General features: G+C 31.1%; 16 protein-coding genes and 2 tRNA genes. All 18 read left to right on the top strand.

Going from position 1 to position 16,312, the window contains the following annotated elements; all coding sequences use genetic code 11:
* Window positions 1-250: 250 nt before the first annotated feature.
* The 18 genes from ACVBFA_RS06895 (at window position 251) to ACVBFA_RS06810 (ending at window position 16,304) form a co-directional block, all read left to right on the top strand.
* Window positions 251-1,324: a D-alanine--D-alanine ligase gene (locus tag ACVBFA_RS06895; RefSeq protein WP_002458698.1), complete on the top strand. Its 1,074-nt coding sequence runs from the start codon at window positions 251-253 to the stop codon at window positions 1,322-1,324.
* 11 nt (window positions 1,325-1,335) lie between these two features.
* Window positions 1,336-2,691, top strand: a complete 1,356-nt coding sequence (locus ACVBFA_RS06890) for a UDP-N-acetylmuramoyl-tripeptide--D-alanyl-D-alanine ligase (RefSeq protein WP_002447764.1) — start codon at window positions 1,336-1,338, stop codon at window positions 2,689-2,691.
* Between the two features lie 297 nt (window positions 2,692-2,988).
* A complete protein-coding gene (gene cshA, locus ACVBFA_RS06885) occupies window positions 2,989-4,518 on the top strand; it encodes a degradosome RNA helicase CshA (protein ID WP_126122681.1) in 1,530 nt (509 codons plus the stop codon).
* Between the two features lie 253 nt (window positions 4,519-4,771).
* Window positions 4,772-5,251 carry a PH domain-containing protein gene (locus ACVBFA_RS06880; RefSeq protein WP_002447762.1) on the top strand — a complete coding sequence of 160 codons (480 nt, stop codon included), beginning with the start codon at window positions 4,772-4,774 and terminating at the stop codon, window positions 5,249-5,251.
* Complete coding sequence (locus tag ACVBFA_RS06875; RefSeq protein WP_145450233.1) at window positions 5,244-6,749, top strand: PH domain-containing protein; 1,506 nt, start codon at window positions 5,244-5,246, stop codon at window positions 6,747-6,749. The genes ACVBFA_RS06880 and ACVBFA_RS06875 overlap by 8 nt, the downstream gene beginning before the upstream one ends.
* The gene (locus tag ACVBFA_RS06870; RefSeq protein ID WP_002447760.1) at window positions 6,736-7,254 is read left to right on the top strand and encodes a PH domain-containing protein; all 519 of its coding nucleotides are present in this window, start codon (window positions 6,736-6,738) and stop codon (window positions 7,252-7,254) included. Before ACVBFA_RS06875 ends, ACVBFA_RS06870 begins: the two co-directional genes overlap by 14 nt.
* 38 nt (window positions 7,255-7,292) lie before the next feature.
* The gene (gene acpS / locus ACVBFA_RS06865; protein WP_002447759.1) at window positions 7,293-7,646 is read left to right on the top strand and encodes a holo-ACP synthase; all 354 of its coding nucleotides are present in this window, start codon (window positions 7,293-7,295) and stop codon (window positions 7,644-7,646) included.
* A 66-nt stretch (window positions 7,647-7,712) separates the two neighbouring features.
* Entirely contained in the window at window positions 7,713-8,861 is a 1,149-nt protein-coding gene (alr, locus tag ACVBFA_RS06860; RefSeq protein ID WP_447158797.1) for an alanine racemase, read from the top strand.
* 86 nt (window positions 8,862-8,947) lie between these two features.
* Window positions 8,948-9,118, top strand: coding sequence for a type II toxin-antitoxin system antitoxin MazE (gene mazE, locus ACVBFA_RS06855; protein ID WP_001829931.1), 171 nt, complete (start codon window positions 8,948-8,950; stop codon window positions 9,116-9,118).
* Window positions 9,115-9,477: a type II toxin-antitoxin system PemK/MazF family toxin gene (locus ACVBFA_RS06850; protein WP_002447757.1), complete on the top strand. Its 363-nt coding sequence runs from the start codon at window positions 9,115-9,117 to the stop codon at window positions 9,475-9,477. Before mazE ends, ACVBFA_RS06850 begins: the two co-directional genes overlap by 4 nt.
* Window positions 9,478-9,821: 344 nt before the next feature.
* Complete coding sequence (locus ACVBFA_RS06845) at window positions 9,822-10,823, top strand: SpoIIE family protein phosphatase (RefSeq protein WP_002496969.1); 1,002 nt, start codon at window positions 9,822-9,824, stop codon at window positions 10,821-10,823.
* Window positions 10,824-10,922: 99 nt separating this feature from the next.
* Window positions 10,923-11,249: an anti-sigma factor antagonist gene (locus ACVBFA_RS06840; RefSeq protein WP_001829952.1), complete on the top strand. Its 327-nt coding sequence runs from the start codon at window positions 10,923-10,925 to the stop codon at window positions 11,247-11,249.
* A gap of 1 nt (window position 11,250) precedes the next feature.
* On the top strand, window positions 11,251-11,730 hold the full coding sequence (gene rsbW / locus ACVBFA_RS06835; protein WP_002447755.1) for an anti-sigma B factor RsbW: 480 nt from the start codon (window positions 11,251-11,253) through the stop codon (window positions 11,728-11,730).
* On the top strand, window positions 11,705-12,475 hold the full coding sequence (sigB, locus tag ACVBFA_RS06830) for an RNA polymerase sigma factor SigB (protein ID WP_002447754.1): 771 nt from the start codon (window positions 11,705-11,707) through the stop codon (window positions 12,473-12,475). The genes rsbW and sigB overlap by 26 nt, the downstream gene beginning before the upstream one ends.
* Window positions 12,476-12,766: 291 nt before the next feature.
* Entirely contained in the window at window positions 12,767-14,917 is a 2,151-nt protein-coding gene (locus ACVBFA_RS06825; RefSeq protein ID WP_126122646.1) for a Tex family protein, read from the top strand.
* Complete coding sequence (locus ACVBFA_RS06820; protein WP_002475018.1) at window positions 14,910-15,365, top strand: SprT family protein; 456 nt, start codon at window positions 14,910-14,912, stop codon at window positions 15,363-15,365. Before ACVBFA_RS06825 ends, ACVBFA_RS06820 begins: the two co-directional genes overlap by 8 nt.
* Before the next feature lie 757 nt (window positions 15,366-16,122).
* Window positions 16,123-16,209, top strand: a tRNA-Leu gene (locus ACVBFA_RS06815).
* 21 nt (window positions 16,210-16,230) lie between these two features.
* Window positions 16,231-16,304 (top strand) — tRNA-Gly (locus ACVBFA_RS06810).
* The last annotated feature ends 8 nt before the right edge of the window (window positions 16,305-16,312 follow it).

Genomic DNA, 16,312 nt, shown 5'->3' with positions numbered 1-16,312 from the left:
ATCAAAGAATGATAGCACCTTTTTAACTTTTAATATGTAATAGTCATAATAAAAATATGTATATTGACCCAAATTGTCACTAAAATTTAGTTCTATATTTAGATTATCAAATGCAATTGAATTTCAAAATATGATAATATTAAGTTTCAGAAGTCGTTATGAACTTAAAGTAGCAAATAAAAAGATCAATTAAACAATTACGTCAAAGAAAAAGGCTAAAAGAACTGTAATTGTAATGGAGGAAAACGAAATGACAAAAGAAAATATTTGTATCGTTTTTGGAGGTAAAAGTGCAGAACACGATGTTTCAATTTTAACTGCACAAAATGTTTTAAACGCAATTGATAAAGAACGATATCAAGTTGATATCATTTATATAACAAACGATGGTGAATGGAAGAAAAAAGATAATATTACACAAGAAATAAAAAATACTGACGAACTCGTCATTAACGATGTAGAAACTGGAGAAATCTCACAATTACTCAGTAAAGGTAGTTTAGGAAGATCATATGATGCAGTGTTCCCGTTATTGCATGGTCCAAATGGAGAAGATGGAACTATCCAAGGTCTTTTTGAAGTACTGGATATACCATATGTAGGTAATGGTGTGTTAGCTGCTTCAAGCTCAATGGACAAACTCGTGATGAAACAATTATTTGAGCATAGAGGTTTACCTCAATTACCTTATATTAGCTTTTTAAGAAGTGAGTATGAAAAATATGAAAATAATATCATTAAATTAGTTAATGATAAGTTAACATATCCGGTATTTGTAAAACCTGCTAATCTCGGTTCAAGTGTTGGTATAAGTAAATGTAACAATGAAGAAGAATTAAAATCTGGGATAGCTGAAGCATTCCAATTTGATCGTAAACTTGTCATTGAACAAGGAATTAATGCTAGAGAGATTGAAGTAGCTGTCTTAGGTAACGATTATCCCGAAACAACATGGCCTGGTGAGGTAGTTAAGGATGTAGCATTTTATGATTATAAATCAAAGTATAAAGACGGTAAGATTAAATTAGATATTCCAGCAGATTTAGATCAAGATGTTCAAATGACATTAAGAAACATGGCATTAGAGGCCTTTAAAGCTACTGATTGTTCGGGATTAGTTCGTGCAGATTTCTTTGTTACTGATGATAATCAAATTTATATCAATGAAACAAATGCCATGCCAGGATTTACTGCATATAGTATGTATCCAAACTTATGGAAAAATATGGGCTTATCTTACCCTGATTTAATTGCTAAATTGATTGATTTGGCTAAAGAACGTTATGAAGATAAAAAGAAAAATAAATATAAAATTGATTATTAGAGGTTTTAGTTATGATAAACGTCACATTAGAGCAAATTAAAAACTGGATAGATTGTGAAATTGATGAAAAATATTTAAAAGAAACAATAAATGGGGTTTCAATTGATTCACGGGAAATCAACGAAGGGTCGTTATTTATACCGTTTAAAGGCGAGAATGTTGATGGCCATCGTTTTATTACACAAGCGTTGAACGATGGTGCTGGAGCTGTTTTTAGTGAAAAAGAGAATAGGTATTCTGAAGAGATCCAAGGTCCTATTATTTGGGTAGAAGATACTTTAATAGCCTTACAGCAATTGGCAAAAGCATATCTAAATCATGTAAATCCTAAGGTGATAGCGGTCACTGGTTCTAATGGAAAAACAACCACAAAAGACATGATTGAAAGTGTATTATCAACTGAATTTAAAGTTAAGAAAACACAAGGAAATTATAATAATGAAATTGGAATGCCGTTGACTTTACTAGAACTTGATGAAGACACTGAAATTTCTATTCTAGAAATGGGAATGTCAGGTTTTCATCAAATAGAGTTGTTATCTAACATCGCACAACCTGATATAGCGATCATCACAAACATTGGTGAGTCACATATGCAAGATTTAGGATCGCGAGAAGGCATTGCAAAAGCTAAATTTGAAATAACAACTGGTCTCAAAACAAATGGTATATTTATTTATGACGGAGATGAACCTTTATTAAAACCTCATGTTACTCAAGTTAAAGATGCGAAATTAATCAGCATTGGATTAAATTCAGACAATACATATACTTGTCATATGAACGATGTGAAAAACGAAGGTATTCATTTTACTATCAACCAAAAAGAACATTATCATTTACCAATTTTGGGCACGCATAATATGAAAAACGCTGCTATTGCAATTGCTATTGGACATGAATTAGGCTTAAATGAAACAATAATTCAAAATAATATTCACAATGTGCAATTAACTGCTATGAGAATGGAAAGACATGAATCATCAAATAATGTAACAGTAATTAATGACGCATATAATGCAAGTCCAACAAGTATGAAAGCTGCCATTGATACATTAAGTGTCATGAAAGGTCGAAAAATTTTAATATTAGCAGATGTACTTGAATTAGGACCTAATAGTCAAGTGATGCACAAACAAGTTGGTGAATATTTGAAAGATAAAAATATAGATGTTTTATATACATTTGGTAAAGAAGCCAGTTATATCCATGATAGTGGTAAAATTTTTGTTAAAGAAGCAAAACACTTTGATCAAAAAGAACAGTTAATTCAGACGTTAATATCTCAAGTTAAACCAGAGGACAAAGTCTTAGTTAAAGGTTCACGGGGTATGAAGCTTGAGGAAGTTGTTGACGCATTGTTGTAATATAAAATCTAATTTTAAAGCATGCAATGAATGAGCATCTGTAAATTAATTTGGGTGTTACTTTCAACGCATGCTTTTATTTTTTTAGTAAATTATGCAAAACGCTTACATTACATATTGCACGACCTTTTTGAAAGTTAAATTGTTTGATGAATTACATTGAAAACAGTAAATGTGTGAAATTGCTTTATTGCTATAATATTTTTAAGGTGGTACTATATAGAAGTTGATAAAACATAAGTGACCATATATGTAAAAAAGCATATTAAGAAATATACACGTAAAAGGAGAATTATTTTGCAAAATTTTAAAGAACTAGGGATTTCGGATAAAACGGTTCAAACATTGGAAACAATGGGGTTTAAAGAACCGACACCTATCCAAAAAGATAGCATCCCTTACGCGTTAGAAGGAGATGACATCCTTGGACAAGCCCAAACTGGTACTGGGAAAACAGGGGCGTTTGGTATACCTTTAATTGAGAAAGTTGTAGGCCAACAGGGTGTTCAATCATTAATTCTTGCGCCAACGAGAGAGCTTGCTATGCAAGTAGCTGAGCAATTAAGAGAGTTCAGTAAAGGTCAAAAAGTACAAGTTGTTACAGTCTTTGGCGGTATGCCTATTGAAAGACAGATTAAAGCATTAAAAAGAGGCCCTCAAATTGTAGTAGGTACGCCAGGAAGAGTTATTGATCATCTTAATCGTCGTACACTTAAAACTCAGGGAATTCACACGCTTATTTTAGATGAAGCAGATGAAATGATGAATATGGGATTCATCGATGATATGAGATTTATTATGGATAAAATTCCAGCTGAGCAACGTCAAACTATGTTATTTTCAGCTACGATGCCAAAAGCAATCCAAGAATTGGTACAGCATTTTATGAAAGCTCCTAAAATAATTAAGACAATGAATAATGAAATGTCAGACCCTCAAATTGATGAATATTATACAATCGTTAAAGAATTAGAGAAATTTGATACATTTACAAACTTTTTAGATGTTCATCAGCCTGAATTGGCGATTGTCTTTGGTCGTACTAAACGCCGCGTAGATGAATTAACAAGCGCGCTATTATCTAAAGGATACAAAGCAGAAGGTTTACATGGCGATATTACCCAAGCGAAACGTCTAGAAGTATTGAAGAAATTTAAGAACGATCAAATAGATATTTTAGTTGCTACAGATGTTGCTGCACGTGGTCTTGATATTTCTGGTGTGAGTCATGTTTATAATTTTGATATCCCTCAAGATACAGAAAGTTATACTCACCGTATTGGACGTACCGGTCGAGCAGGAAAAGAAGGTATTGCAGTTACTTTTGTAAATCCAATTGAGATGGATTATATTCGACAAATTGAAGATGTCAATAATCGTCGAATGAAAGCATTAAGACCTCCACATCGTAAAGAGGTGCTTAAAGCGCGTGAAGATGATATTAAAGATAGAGTTCAAAACTGGATGTCAAGAGAGAACGAGCCGCGTTTACAAAGAATATCAAGTGAATTACTTAAAGAATATGATAGTACAGAATTAGTAGCCTCTTTACTTCAAGAACTTGTAGAAGCTAACGATGAAGTGGAAGTACAATTAACATTTGAAAAACCGTTAGCACGTAAAAATCGCAGTAGTAAAGGCGGTTTTAGAAGAAGTAATCATAAACGTGGTAATGGTAAGTTTGATAATAAAAATAGACGATCAAAAGGTTCTAAAGGTCAATCAAGTAAAAAGAAAAATTCAAAGAAATTTGACCGTAGAGATAAGCAACAAAAAAGTGGTAATCAATCACTAAAAGGTCGCACATTTGCAGATCACCAAAAATAAATTAATTAACTAGCCTGAGATAATATTTTTTGTCTCAGGCATTTTTATTTATACGGATTAAAAAGTACATATGTATTGAGCATAAATCTTATTATATATTAGGTGTGACGTGTCGATATGAATTTTTTCATTTTTGTATGGAAATAAATTATTTTTTAATAAATAATACATTGGAAATATTGGTCGCTGTTATTTTTTAGACTTTATTATCACTATGCTATAATGTGGGTAAATCTTGAAAAGGAGTACATTTATGAAAAATGATAGTACGTTTCATAGAAGTCCAATCCAAGCGCTAAAGTACTATTACATCACTAGTTGTATAGGTTTATTTATTTTGCTTATAATATTCAGTTTACTTTTGTATTTTAGTTTTTTAAATCATTGGTGGCCTTTTACATCATACATCTTTCTTGGGCTAGGTTTGTTATCGATTTTAAACACTTGTATATCTCCACTAATTAAATATAGATATCGTTATTATAAAATTCACGAAGATTTTGTCATTTTAAAAAGATTATTTATTTTTAAGAAAGAAGAATTAAGCAAAATAGAGAGAATACAATTTATTGATATTGGAACTAATCCGTTATCAAAAAAATTAAATCTTAATTCTGTAACTTTATTTACTGCAGGTCATACAATCTCATTTCCAATAATATCTGAGAAAGAAGCACAAAATATTCAACAACAAATACTATTGAGATTGAGAGGTGCCAATGACGATGTATAGTCCGCAAAAGCTACATCCAATTTCTTATATTGATGGTTTGATTAGTGTGATTAAATCAAATTTCATTGTAATTATCATCTTTTTATTTAATATAAAAGATTTTAAATATGATGATTTTTCGTCTTATATTATTCCAGGTATAATGACTTTGATATTTTCTATCGGCTTCATTCATAATATTATTAAGGTTTATAATACACGATATTGGATTGAAGAGGATCATTTTATATTAACTACTGGTGTTTTTAATAAGGAACGAAAAGAACTTAATATTAGTCGCATACAATCTGCAGATACGTCTCAAGGTTTGATTAATCAGATTGTTGGCGGTGTTGAACTCATCATTAAAACACCTAGTGATGGCATAGAGTTAGGGACAATTTCAAAAAAGCAAAGTGAAGTTATTGAACAAGAATTGCAATCTATTCAAGAACGCATGAATAACCAGGTAAATCAAGAAGCTAAAGAGTTAAATGAAGAGAACCATACTCAGACATATCAGCAACATGCCAAGCCCCAATATGCCATATTTAAAATGCCTTTTAAGCAACTATTATTTATGTCTATGACAAGTGGAGCTATAGCGCTTGCTTTTGTGACGCTATCCCCTATTATTGGCAGTCTCTCAAGTGTTATTCCATGGGATAAATTTGGTGAAGAAATATCTTCAGTATTTAAAACGATATATTTCATTGTCATTTTTATTGTCATACTAGTGTTATTATTAAGTTATATAATCGGAACTGTCATGTACTTAATTAAGTTTTATGGATATCGAGTTATTCAAGAAAATCATCAACTTAAAATTCAATATGGATTATTTACGAAGAAAAATATCACTGTACCAACTGACCGACTGCAAGGTATACTTGAACATCAATCTTTTATACGAAAATTATTTGGTTATACATCTATACATTTCTATATTACAAGCGATATAGATGCCACTGAAGGGGAACCCACTGATAATGACGGAAGAATTATGATTTTACCGTTTATTCCAAGAAAAGAGGCATATAAAGTGATTAGGCCTTTAGTTCCTGAGATGACATTTAATCATGCTAAAATTGGTATGCCTTTAAAAGGATTTCATCGTCACTTTTTAATTCCTTCCTTGTGTCTTATTGGTATGGGCATTATTGGATGGTATATGTGGTCTTTATGGTCTTTAATTATAGCTTTATTACCAATCTCATTATTTTTTGTTTACGCTATACTTTATACACGTTTTAGTGGTTTTTCTTTTAGCGAATCAGAGCTAGTTGTACAAAAAGCGTCTATATTAAATATTAAGAGATTTTATGTTAAAAAAGAAAAAGTCTTAGGAATGGCTATTAGTCAACATCCCTTTCTTGAAAGAAGCCAACTCGCAAATTTTCAATTTGTTATTGCTAAAGGTAGTAGTAGGCAAAATATTGGCTTGAAGTTTAGTGAAGTAGATAATGTTCTTAAACTCAAAAATTGGTACATGAAAGGTGATACTCATGAAGTCTTATAAATATATGCACCAAAATGGTATTAAAGTAATGAGAATTAGTGGTGCTTTTTGGACACTTTTACTAGTGATAGCATTGTCTATTTTAATATTGCTTAATGAATTAAAATTCCATTTTATTAATACTAAAAATTTAATAATTGGAGCAATAATTTTAACTACAATAGTTTGTATTTTATTCATGATTCTAGTGCCTTGGTTTAAGTTTAAACATCTTAGATATTTTTTAGATGATAAAGAAATACATATTAGAGAAGGTATCATTTTTATAGATGTGCACGTCATCCCATACTTTAGAATACAAAATATAGATATTGTTGAGGGATTTATCATGAGAAAGTTCCAACTCGCTTCGCTGTCTTTATCAACTGCTGGGGGGAATTCTGAAATAGCTTTGATAGATATTCGAGAAGCACAAAGATTAAAAAAACAAATTAAACAACAAAAATCAATAACGACAAATGTAGCTTCATCAGAAAAAATAAACGATGATATATTAAAGACTTGATAAAAGATTATTGATGATATACTAAAGAGGCGATACAAGTGATTTATGGAATAGGTATAGATCTAATAGAAATTAAACGAATTAAAAATCTTCAGAATCAAACAAAATTTATTGAAAGAATACTTACTATAGAGGAAAGGGACAAATTAAATCAGTATACACATGAGCAACGTAGGTTAGAATTTTTAGCTGGTCGCTTTACTGTGAAAGAGGCATTTAGTAAGGCCTTAGGTACTGGGTTGGGGAAATCAGTATCGTTTCAGGATATTAACTGTTACAACGATGCACTAGGTAAACCATGTATTGATTATCCTGGTTTTGATACACATGTGAGTATTACACATACTGAGAATTATGCTATGAGTCAAGTTATTCTTGAAAAAAACGAATGAAAATTAGATAGAATTTTTAATCATCAGAAATAAGATAAAGTAAGTAGTTTCAAGGAGGACATGTATATGTCAGAGAAGTTTTATAGAGCAACATATTTAAATGTGAATTTAGATGCAATTTTAGCAAATTATCAAAATTTCAATCAATTACACGCTAATAAAACTGTCATTTCAGTTATTAAAGCTAATGGATATGGATTAGGAAGTGTGAAAATAGCACAACATTTAATGCGTCATGGTGCAACATTTTTTGCGGTGGCTACACTTGATGAAGCAATAGAATTAAGAATGCATGGAGTTGATGCTAAATTATTAGTTTTAGGTGTTGTTCCAACAGAAGACATTGAGAAGGCTATACAGCATCGTGTTGCTTTAACAGTACCTTCTAAAGCATGGTTGAAGGAAACTATCAAGCAAATTCCTGATGATAACCAAAAAAATTTATGGCTACATGTAAAATTAGATACTGGTATGGGCCGAATTGGAATGAAAGATATATATGAATATAAAGAAGTGGTTGACCTAATTAATAAAAGAAATCATTTAGTTTTTGAAGGCGTTTACACACATTTTGCGAGTGCAGATGAACCTGAAAGTTCTATGAACGAACAATATACTTTGTTCAAAGAGATGGTTAATCAAGTTGAGAAACCAATCTATATTCATTGTCAAAATTCTGCTGGATCACTACTCATGGATGGTCAATTTTGTAATGCAATAAGATTAGGAATCTCTCTTTATGGATACTATCCTTCAGAATATGTTAAAGATAATGTAAAAGTTCATTTAAGACCGAGTGCGCAGTTAGTATCAGAAACGGTTCAAGTCAAAACGCTAAAAGCTGGTGAAACTGTTAGTTATGGACGTACATATACTGCTGCTGAAGAAATGACAATTGCAATTTTACCTATTGGGTATGCCGACGGATATTTAAGATCGATGCAAGGTGCGTTCGTCAATGTTAACGGGAATCAATGTGAAGTCATTGGACGTATTTGTATGGACCAAATGATAGTTAAGGTTCCTTCTCATGTAAAAACGGGTGAAAAAGTAATACTTATGGATAATCATGTTGATTCACCACAATCAGCTGAAGCAGTAGCGAATAAACAAGGTACAATTAACTACGAAGTATTATGTAATTTATCAAGACGTCTTCCAAGAATATATTATTATGATAATAATGAAGAGGTTACAAACGAATTGTTAAAATAGTATAGTCACTGATTAGGAAATTTGTTATTATAAAACTAAATTGATGCTAATATAACAACTTTTGGAATCAGATGGAGGTTCTTTTCATGTTATCTTTTAATCAAAATAGAAACCACAGTCTTGAACAATCTTTAAAAGAAGGTTATGCACAAATGGCCGATTTAAACCTCTCCCTAGCAACAGAAGCTTTCCCGATAGAGTGTGAAGCTTGTGATTGCAACGAATCACATTTAATATCTAATTCCAAGAATGAATGATTAGAAGAGGAGATGTTTATTTAGCGGATTTATCACCAGTTCAAGGGTCTGAACAAGGGGGAGTAAGACCTGTAGTTATCATTCAAAATGATACTGGTAATAAATATAGTCCAACTGTAATTGTAGCTGCGATTACTGGTAGGATTAATAAAGCGAAAATACCAACCCACGTAGAAATTGAAAAGAAAAAGTATAAATTAGATAAAGATTCAGTTATTCTTCTTGAACAAATTAGAACACTAGATAAAAAGCGTTTAAAAGAAAAATTAACATTTTTATCAGATAGTAAAATGATAGAGGTTGATAATGCCTTAGATATTAGTTTGGGATTAAATAACTTTGATCATCATAAATCTTAAATAAATATATGTAGTAAACATAAAAAAATATTGAAATAAAAGGCAATAACTTTATAATAATTAAGTGTTTAAGTAATATTAGGATATTTAAACACTCGTATAGGTGTCGGTATGTCTATTTATCTTTGATTTAAGACGTATCACTATAGTTATTATGAAAATGTATTTATTATAAAAGGATGTCTTGAGTTTTTAAGGCTTTAGGTTATCCATTCCTAAAGTCTTTTTTAGCTATCAACAAAGTTTTAACACCAAAAATTATGCTATTCGCAGAAAGTAAATAAAGGTTTCGTATTTTTATAAAACTGATGGGATATTGAAGTGGAAGTAAGGAGGCACATTTAGTGGAAGAATTCACAAAAAGTTATAAAGCCCTTGTTAAAGAAAGTTTAATAACTAACAATAAAACATTATTAATTAAGAAATGTGAAGCATTCACAAATGAAGTTATAAAGAAAGACGTTTTACCTGAAGATATAGTTGAGATACATAAAGATTATATTAATACATTAGATTTAACAGAAGAAGATATTTTAGAAACGCTCAATGTGTTACAAGAAGTCGTTAAAGGATTTGGATACAGTTATCGAGATTACCAAAGACTTGTTAATAAGCTTCAAGTCCACGATAAAGAAATGGATTTAGCCTCAAGACTTCAACAGACTATGCTGAAAGCTGATATTCCACAATTTGATAGCATTCAAATAGGAGTGATATCTGTTGCTGCACAAAAAGTAAGTGGGGATTATTTTAATCTTATTGATCATAAAGATGGCACAATGAGTTTTGCTGTGGCAGATGTTATAGGTTCAGGCATTCCAGCAGCTTTAGCTATGAGTATGATAAAATTTGGCATGGATGCTTATGGACATTCACAACTTCCTAGTGATGGTTTGAAGCGTTTGAACCGTGTTGTTGAAAAGAACGTTAACCAAAATATGTTTGTCACAATGTTTTATGGGCTGTATGAAGAGATGAATCATCTTCTATACTGTAGCTCAGCTGGGCATGAACCTGGCTATATATATCGCGCAGAAACTGAAGCGTTTGAGGAAATTGGTGTGCGAGGAAGAGTTCTAGGTGTGAGCCCCAAAACACGTTACAGCCAACAAGAGATTCCTATTTACCTTGATGATTTAATCATTATTTTTACTGATGGTGTCACAGAGGCACGTGATGTAGAGGGGAATTTTATTGATAAAGATAAGTTGTTAGACTTAATTCAAAAATATAAGCATATGCATCCACAGGATATTGTGCAAATTATTTACGAAGCTATTTTAAAATTACAAAATCCTGCGAGAAAAGATGATATGACTATTTTAATTATAAAAAGAGTAAACTAAATTATAAAATGTAGATTAAATTTAATTCATGTAGGGTATAGGTAATTTTGAGTACATATGTAGGATAAAAACATCTGATAAAGACTAGGAGTGTATTAAATGAATCTAAATATTGAAACAATAACTCATGATGATTTTTATGAGGTTAAAGTTGGTGGAGAATTGGACGTATATACTGTACCTGAATTAGAAGAGGTACTAGTACCAATGAGACAAGAAGGAACACATGATGTTCACGTTAACTTAGCTAATGTGAGCTATATGGATTCAACAGGCCTCGGTTTATTCGTAGGCACATTAAAAGCATTAAATCAAAATGATAAAAATCTCTATATCTTAGGTGTCTCAGAGCGGATAGGTAGATTGTTTGATATTACAGGGTTAAAAGATTTAATGCATGTTAATGAAGGAACGGAGGTAGAATAACATGCAATCTACACAAGATTATATTGAAATGCGGTTGCCAGCTTCTGCAGAATACGTAAGTTTAATACGTTTGACGCTTTCAGGGGTATTTTCAAGAGCTGGCGCATCTTACGATGATATAGAGGATTCTAAAATAGCAGTGAGTGAAGCGGTGACCAATGCGGTTAAACATGCATATAAAAAAAATTCTGAAACAGGTATGATTAATCTTTGTTTTGAAATATTTGATGATAGAATTAAAATCGTTATTTCAGATCAAGGAGAAAGTTTTGATTATGAAGCTACAAAATCACATTTAGGTCCATATAATGATAACGAAAATATTGATTTTCTACGTGAGGGTGGTCTGGGATTATTTTTAATTGAGTCTTTAATGGATGAAGTTACTGTTTATAAAGAATCTGGTGTAACAATCAGTATGATTAAGTATATAAAAAAAGAGCAGGTGCGAAATAATGGCGAAAGAGTCGAAATCAGCTAGTGAAGTATCACCTGAACAAATTAACCAATGGATTAAACAACATCAAGAAAACGAAGATAGCCTAGCTCAAGATAAATTAGTAAAACATTATCGTAAGCTAATTGAATCTTTAGCTTATAAATATTCTAAGGGACAATCACATCATGAAGATTTAGTTCAAGTGGGTATGGTTGGTCTAATAGGTGCTATTAATAGATTTGACTTATCATTTGATCGTAAGTTTGAAGCCTTCTTAGTACCAACAGTTATTGGTGAGATTAAAAGATATTTACGAGATAAAACATGGAGTGTTCATGTACCTAGACGTATTAAAGAAATCGGTCCAAGAATAAAAAAAGTTAGTGATGAATTAACAAATGAACTTGAACGTTCACCATCTATTAGTGAAATCGCACAACGCTTAGAAGTTTCAGATGAAGAAGTTTTGGAAGCGATGGAGATGGGTCAGAGTTACAATGCCCTGAGTGTGGATCACTCTATAGAAGCAGATAAAGATGGTTCGACAGTTACATTATTAGATATTATGGGACAACAAGATGATAATTATGATTTAACGGAAAAGCGTATGATATTAGAGCGTATTTTACCTATTTTGTCGGAGAGAGAAAGACAAATCATACAATGTACTTTTATTGAAGGTCTTAGCCAAAAAGAGACTGGTGAAAGAATTGGTCTTAGTCAAATGCATGTTTCACGTTTGCAACGTACTGCAGTAAAAAAATTACAAGAAGCTGCAAGACAATAAACGAGTTGTTAACAGTGTTGGTAATTAAATCCGTTATAATAGCCTGGAATGAATTTAAAAAATAGTTCATTTCAGGTTTTCTTATATTTGTATTTGTAAGGTTTGATAAAATTAAAAATTAGTATTAGTTATATGAAACGTTTGATACTATTCGAATGAATTTTATCAATTTGAATTATACCTCTATTTTTACTAGGCACTCTGATTAAAATAAAGCGCTAGAAAATCAAATTTAATTATTATGTTAAGATAAATAAGTAATTTTAAAGAAAAGCGTGGTAGAAAAAACAAATGGATAACAGTTTAATTGAAACAATTGTAAGTAAATATCAATTTTCGGAAAAACAAATTAAAGCAGTTTTAAAATTGTTGAAAGAAAACAATACGGTTCCATTTATAGCGAGATATCGTAAAGAAGCTACAGGTGGACTTGATGAAGTAGAAATTAAACAAATCAATGATGAATATAACTATATGTTAAATCTTCAAAAACGTAAAGAAGAGGTAATACATAATATTGATCAACAAGGTCTATTAACTTCAGAATTAAAGCAAGACATATTAACACAGACGAAGCTACAAAGAGTTGAGGATTTGTATCGTCCATATAAACAAAAAAAGAAAACACGTGCAACTGAAGCTAAAAGAAAAGGGTTAGAAGATTTAGCAGACTGGTTTTCACAATCAAAATTGGATTCAAAAATTGAAGATAAAGCCCGATTATTCTTAAATGATGAAGTGACTACAATTGAAGATGCAATAGAAGGGGCTAAAGATATTATAGCTGAACGTATTTCGGATAATCCTCAATATCGCTCTAAAATACTTAAAGATGTTTATAATCAGGGACTAATTGTTTCCTCGAAAAAGAAAAAAGCCGAAGATGAGAAACAAACATTTTCTATGTACTATGATTACAATGAACCAATTAAACGTATTGCAAATCATCGTGTTTTGGCGATGAATCGAGGAGAAAAAGAAAAAGTATTATCAATAAAAATTGATTTTGATACGACACGTATTCAAAGAGAAATAGAAAATGTTGAGATAAAAACTCAAAATGAGGCAACTCCGTTTATTAAAGAGGCTATTCAGGATAGTCTCAAGCGATTAATTCTTCCTTCAATAGAAAGAGAAATTAGAGGAGATTTAACACAAAATGCAGAATCTCATGCAATAGATGTATTTAGTGAAAATCTTAGAAATTTATTACTACAACCACCAATGAAGGGTAAACAAATTCTTGGAGTAGATCCAGCATTTAGAACAGGGTGCAAACTTGCTGTCGTCAATCCATTTGGTACCTTTATTGCTAAAGGTGTTATTTATCCTCATCCACCAATATCAAAAATTGAGTCAGCAGAAAAAGAACTAGTCAAGATGATAAGTGACTATGATATTGAACTTTTAGCGATTGGTAACGGTACTGCTAGTAGAGAAACTGAACAATTTGTAGCTCAAGTAATAAAAAAATATCAACTTCAAGCACAATTTATCATAGTCAATGAAGCTGGCGCATCAGTTTATTCAGCATCAGAAATTGCTAGACAAGAATTTCCAGATTTTCAAGTAGAAGAACGAAGTGCAGTTTCAATTGGTAGAAGAGTTCAGGATCCTTTAAGTGAACTTGTTAAAATAGATCCTAAATCTATAGGAGTAGGACAGTACCAACATGATGTCAATCAAAAAGATTTAAGTAGGGCTTTAACGTTTGTAGTGGAGACTGCCGTCAATCAAGTTGGTGTGGATGTGAATACTGCTTCTAAATCCTTATTACAATATGTATCAGGTCTCACATCAACTATTGCTCAAAATATTATTGATTATAGAGAAGAAAACGGACCTATAAAACATCATAAAGAAATTAGTAGGATTAAACGTTTAGGCGCAAAAACCTTTGAGCAAAGTATTGGTTTTTTAAGAATTGTTGATGGTAAAGAACCTTTAGATAATACTGCAATACACCCTGAAAGTTACGATGTTGCATATCGCATGCTTCATCAATTAGATTTAACTGCACAAGATATAGGTTCCGTTAAACTCAAAAACACGTTATCAAATGTTAATATTTCAACTCTTGTGTCTCAATTAAATATTGGTGAGCCTACATTAAAAGATATAATACAATCATTGATTGCACCTAATAGAGATCCAAGAGATGAATTTGAAACACCTATTTTGAAGTCAGATGTATTATCGATTGAAGATTTATCTAAAGGCATGAAATTGAATGGCACAGTAAGAAATGTTGTTGACTTTGGAGCATTTGTAGATATCGGTGTTAAACAAGACGGGCTAGTACACATATCAAAATTATCTAAGAAATTCGTTAAAAATCCAATGGATATGATAAGTGTAGGAGATATTGTAGAAGTTTGGATTTTAGATATAGATGAAAATAAAGGCAAAGTTTCATTGACAATGGTTGACCCAAATGAATAATTTAGCATTACAAAGCCTTACTGAAAGTATAGCGATAAAATATTTTGGCAAAGCTTTTAAGCACGAGGTATATTATAATAAGCGTTTACGTACCACTGGTGGTAGGTATATATTAAGTAGTCATAATATAGAAATAAATCCAAAACAGTATGAAATGTTTGGAGAAAAAGCTGTCATTGATATCATAAAACATGAACTGTGTCATTATTTTCTTCATTTATCTGGTGAAGGATATCAACATCGTGATAAAGCATTCAAAATTTTGAGCGCTAAAGTAGGAGCACCTAGATTTTGTACTCCGACAGAATCTTATCAAGATAGAGCTAATTATAAATATAGATGCATCTATTGTGAACAAGAATTTATTCGTATAAAGCGTGTGAATCTGGAAAAAATGCGCTGTGGACGATGTGGAGGTATTTTAAAACTTCTTCAAACAAGAAAGTGATAGAATTTAAATCACCATTTTGTTTTGAAAATAGGTTGTTAAAATTGACAAAAGAGTACTTGTACTAATCCTATATAAATTTAACCTGAGCCATTTATAATGTCTCAGGTTTTTCTATGTTATGTCTTGAAGATATATTTAAAAAGTAGCCGAGTTAGGCGAACAATTATTAAAATAAGATGTAACAGATATGTAATTTTATTTTGAATCATTGAGAAACCTTTAAATTATCTCACAGTTTTTGATTTAATACTGAAAATTGAAATGATAACAATCATAAATTATACGTTTGATAATTGTTGTCTAACAAATTTATTATTAGGTGTCTTAATTAATTGTAAAGTAATAACTGATGATTTGAATATGATGATGTCACATTTTTATATTACTATTCTCCATATAAAAGTATTTTTAGTTAACTTTGACTTACGTTATGGTAGTAAAAAAATTTAAAAGAACATACTTGTATTTGTTAATTGAAGTTTAAGATAATATTGTAGAACGATTTACGATGTAATGCTATATAATTCGTCTTGTGCATAATGTTACAAACAAAATTTAAATTATAGGGTGTAAAAGCATTGACAATGTAATTGTTGTGATATATTATAGTTATCGTTGTCTTAATAAGAGATCCTAATATTAAGTGCTAATTAATTTTATTAATATAAAGTTAAATTATTATTGACAAAACCTAACAAAGCATTTACAATAGTTAATGTTCTCGATAATTAAATTCTAATTATGCGTTTTGCCAGCGGTCGTGGCGGAATGGCAGACGCGCTAGGTTGAGGGCCTAGTGGGAGTTAATCCCGTGGAGGTTCAAGTCCTCTCGGCCGCACCAAATTGAATTTTATATCTACATGCGGGTGTAGTTTAATGGCAAAACCTCAGCCTTCCAAGCTGATGTTGTGGGTTCGATTCCCATCACCCGCTCCATTTTATAC

The organism is Staphylococcus sp. MSU001, assembly GCF_052976705.1.
This window is presented reverse-complemented; position numbering and strand designations above follow the sequence as displayed.

Bases quoted from the DNA above. Each gene is read 5' to 3' on its own strand.
- ACVBFA_RS06895 (WP_002458698.1), top strand. From the start codon at position 251: ATGACAAAAGAAAATATTTGTATCGTTTTTGGAGGTAAAAGTGCAGAA.
- ACVBFA_RS06890 (WP_002447764.1), top strand. From the start codon at position 1,336: ATGATAAACGTCACATTAGAGCAAATTAAAAACTGGATAGATTGTGAA.
- ACVBFA_RS06880 (WP_002447762.1), top strand. From the start codon at position 4,772: ATGAAAAATGATAGTACGTTTCATAGAAGTCCAATCCAAGCGCTAAAG.
- ACVBFA_RS06875 (WP_145450233.1), top strand. From the start codon at position 5,244: ATGTATAGTCCGCAAAAGCTACATCCAATTTCTTATATTGATGGTTTG.
- ACVBFA_RS06870 (WP_002447760.1), top strand. From the start codon at position 6,736: ATGAAGTCTTATAAATATATGCACCAAAATGGTATTAAAGTAATGAGA.
- alr (WP_447158797.1), top strand. From the start codon at position 7,713: ATGTCAGAGAAGTTTTATAGAGCAACATATTTAAATGTGAATTTAGAT.
- mazE (WP_001829931.1), top strand. From the start codon at position 8,948: ATGTTATCTTTTAATCAAAATAGAAACCACAGTCTTGAACAATCTTTA.
- ACVBFA_RS06850 (WP_002447757.1), top strand. From the start codon at position 9,115: ATGATTAGAAGAGGAGATGTTTATTTAGCGGATTTATCACCAGTTCAA.
- ACVBFA_RS06840 (WP_001829952.1), top strand. From the start codon at position 10,923: ATGAATCTAAATATTGAAACAATAACTCATGATGATTTTTATGAGGTT.
- rsbW (WP_002447755.1), top strand. From the start codon at position 11,251: ATGCAATCTACACAAGATTATATTGAAATGCGGTTGCCAGCTTCTGCA.
- sigB (WP_002447754.1), top strand. From the start codon at position 11,705: ATGGCGAAAGAGTCGAAATCAGCTAGTGAAGTATCACCTGAACAAATT.
- ACVBFA_RS06825 (WP_126122646.1), top strand. From the start codon at position 12,767: ATGGATAACAGTTTAATTGAAACAATTGTAAGTAAATATCAATTTTCG.
- ACVBFA_RS06820 (WP_002475018.1), top strand. From the start codon at position 14,910: ATGAATAATTTAGCATTACAAAGCCTTACTGAAAGTATAGCGATAAAA.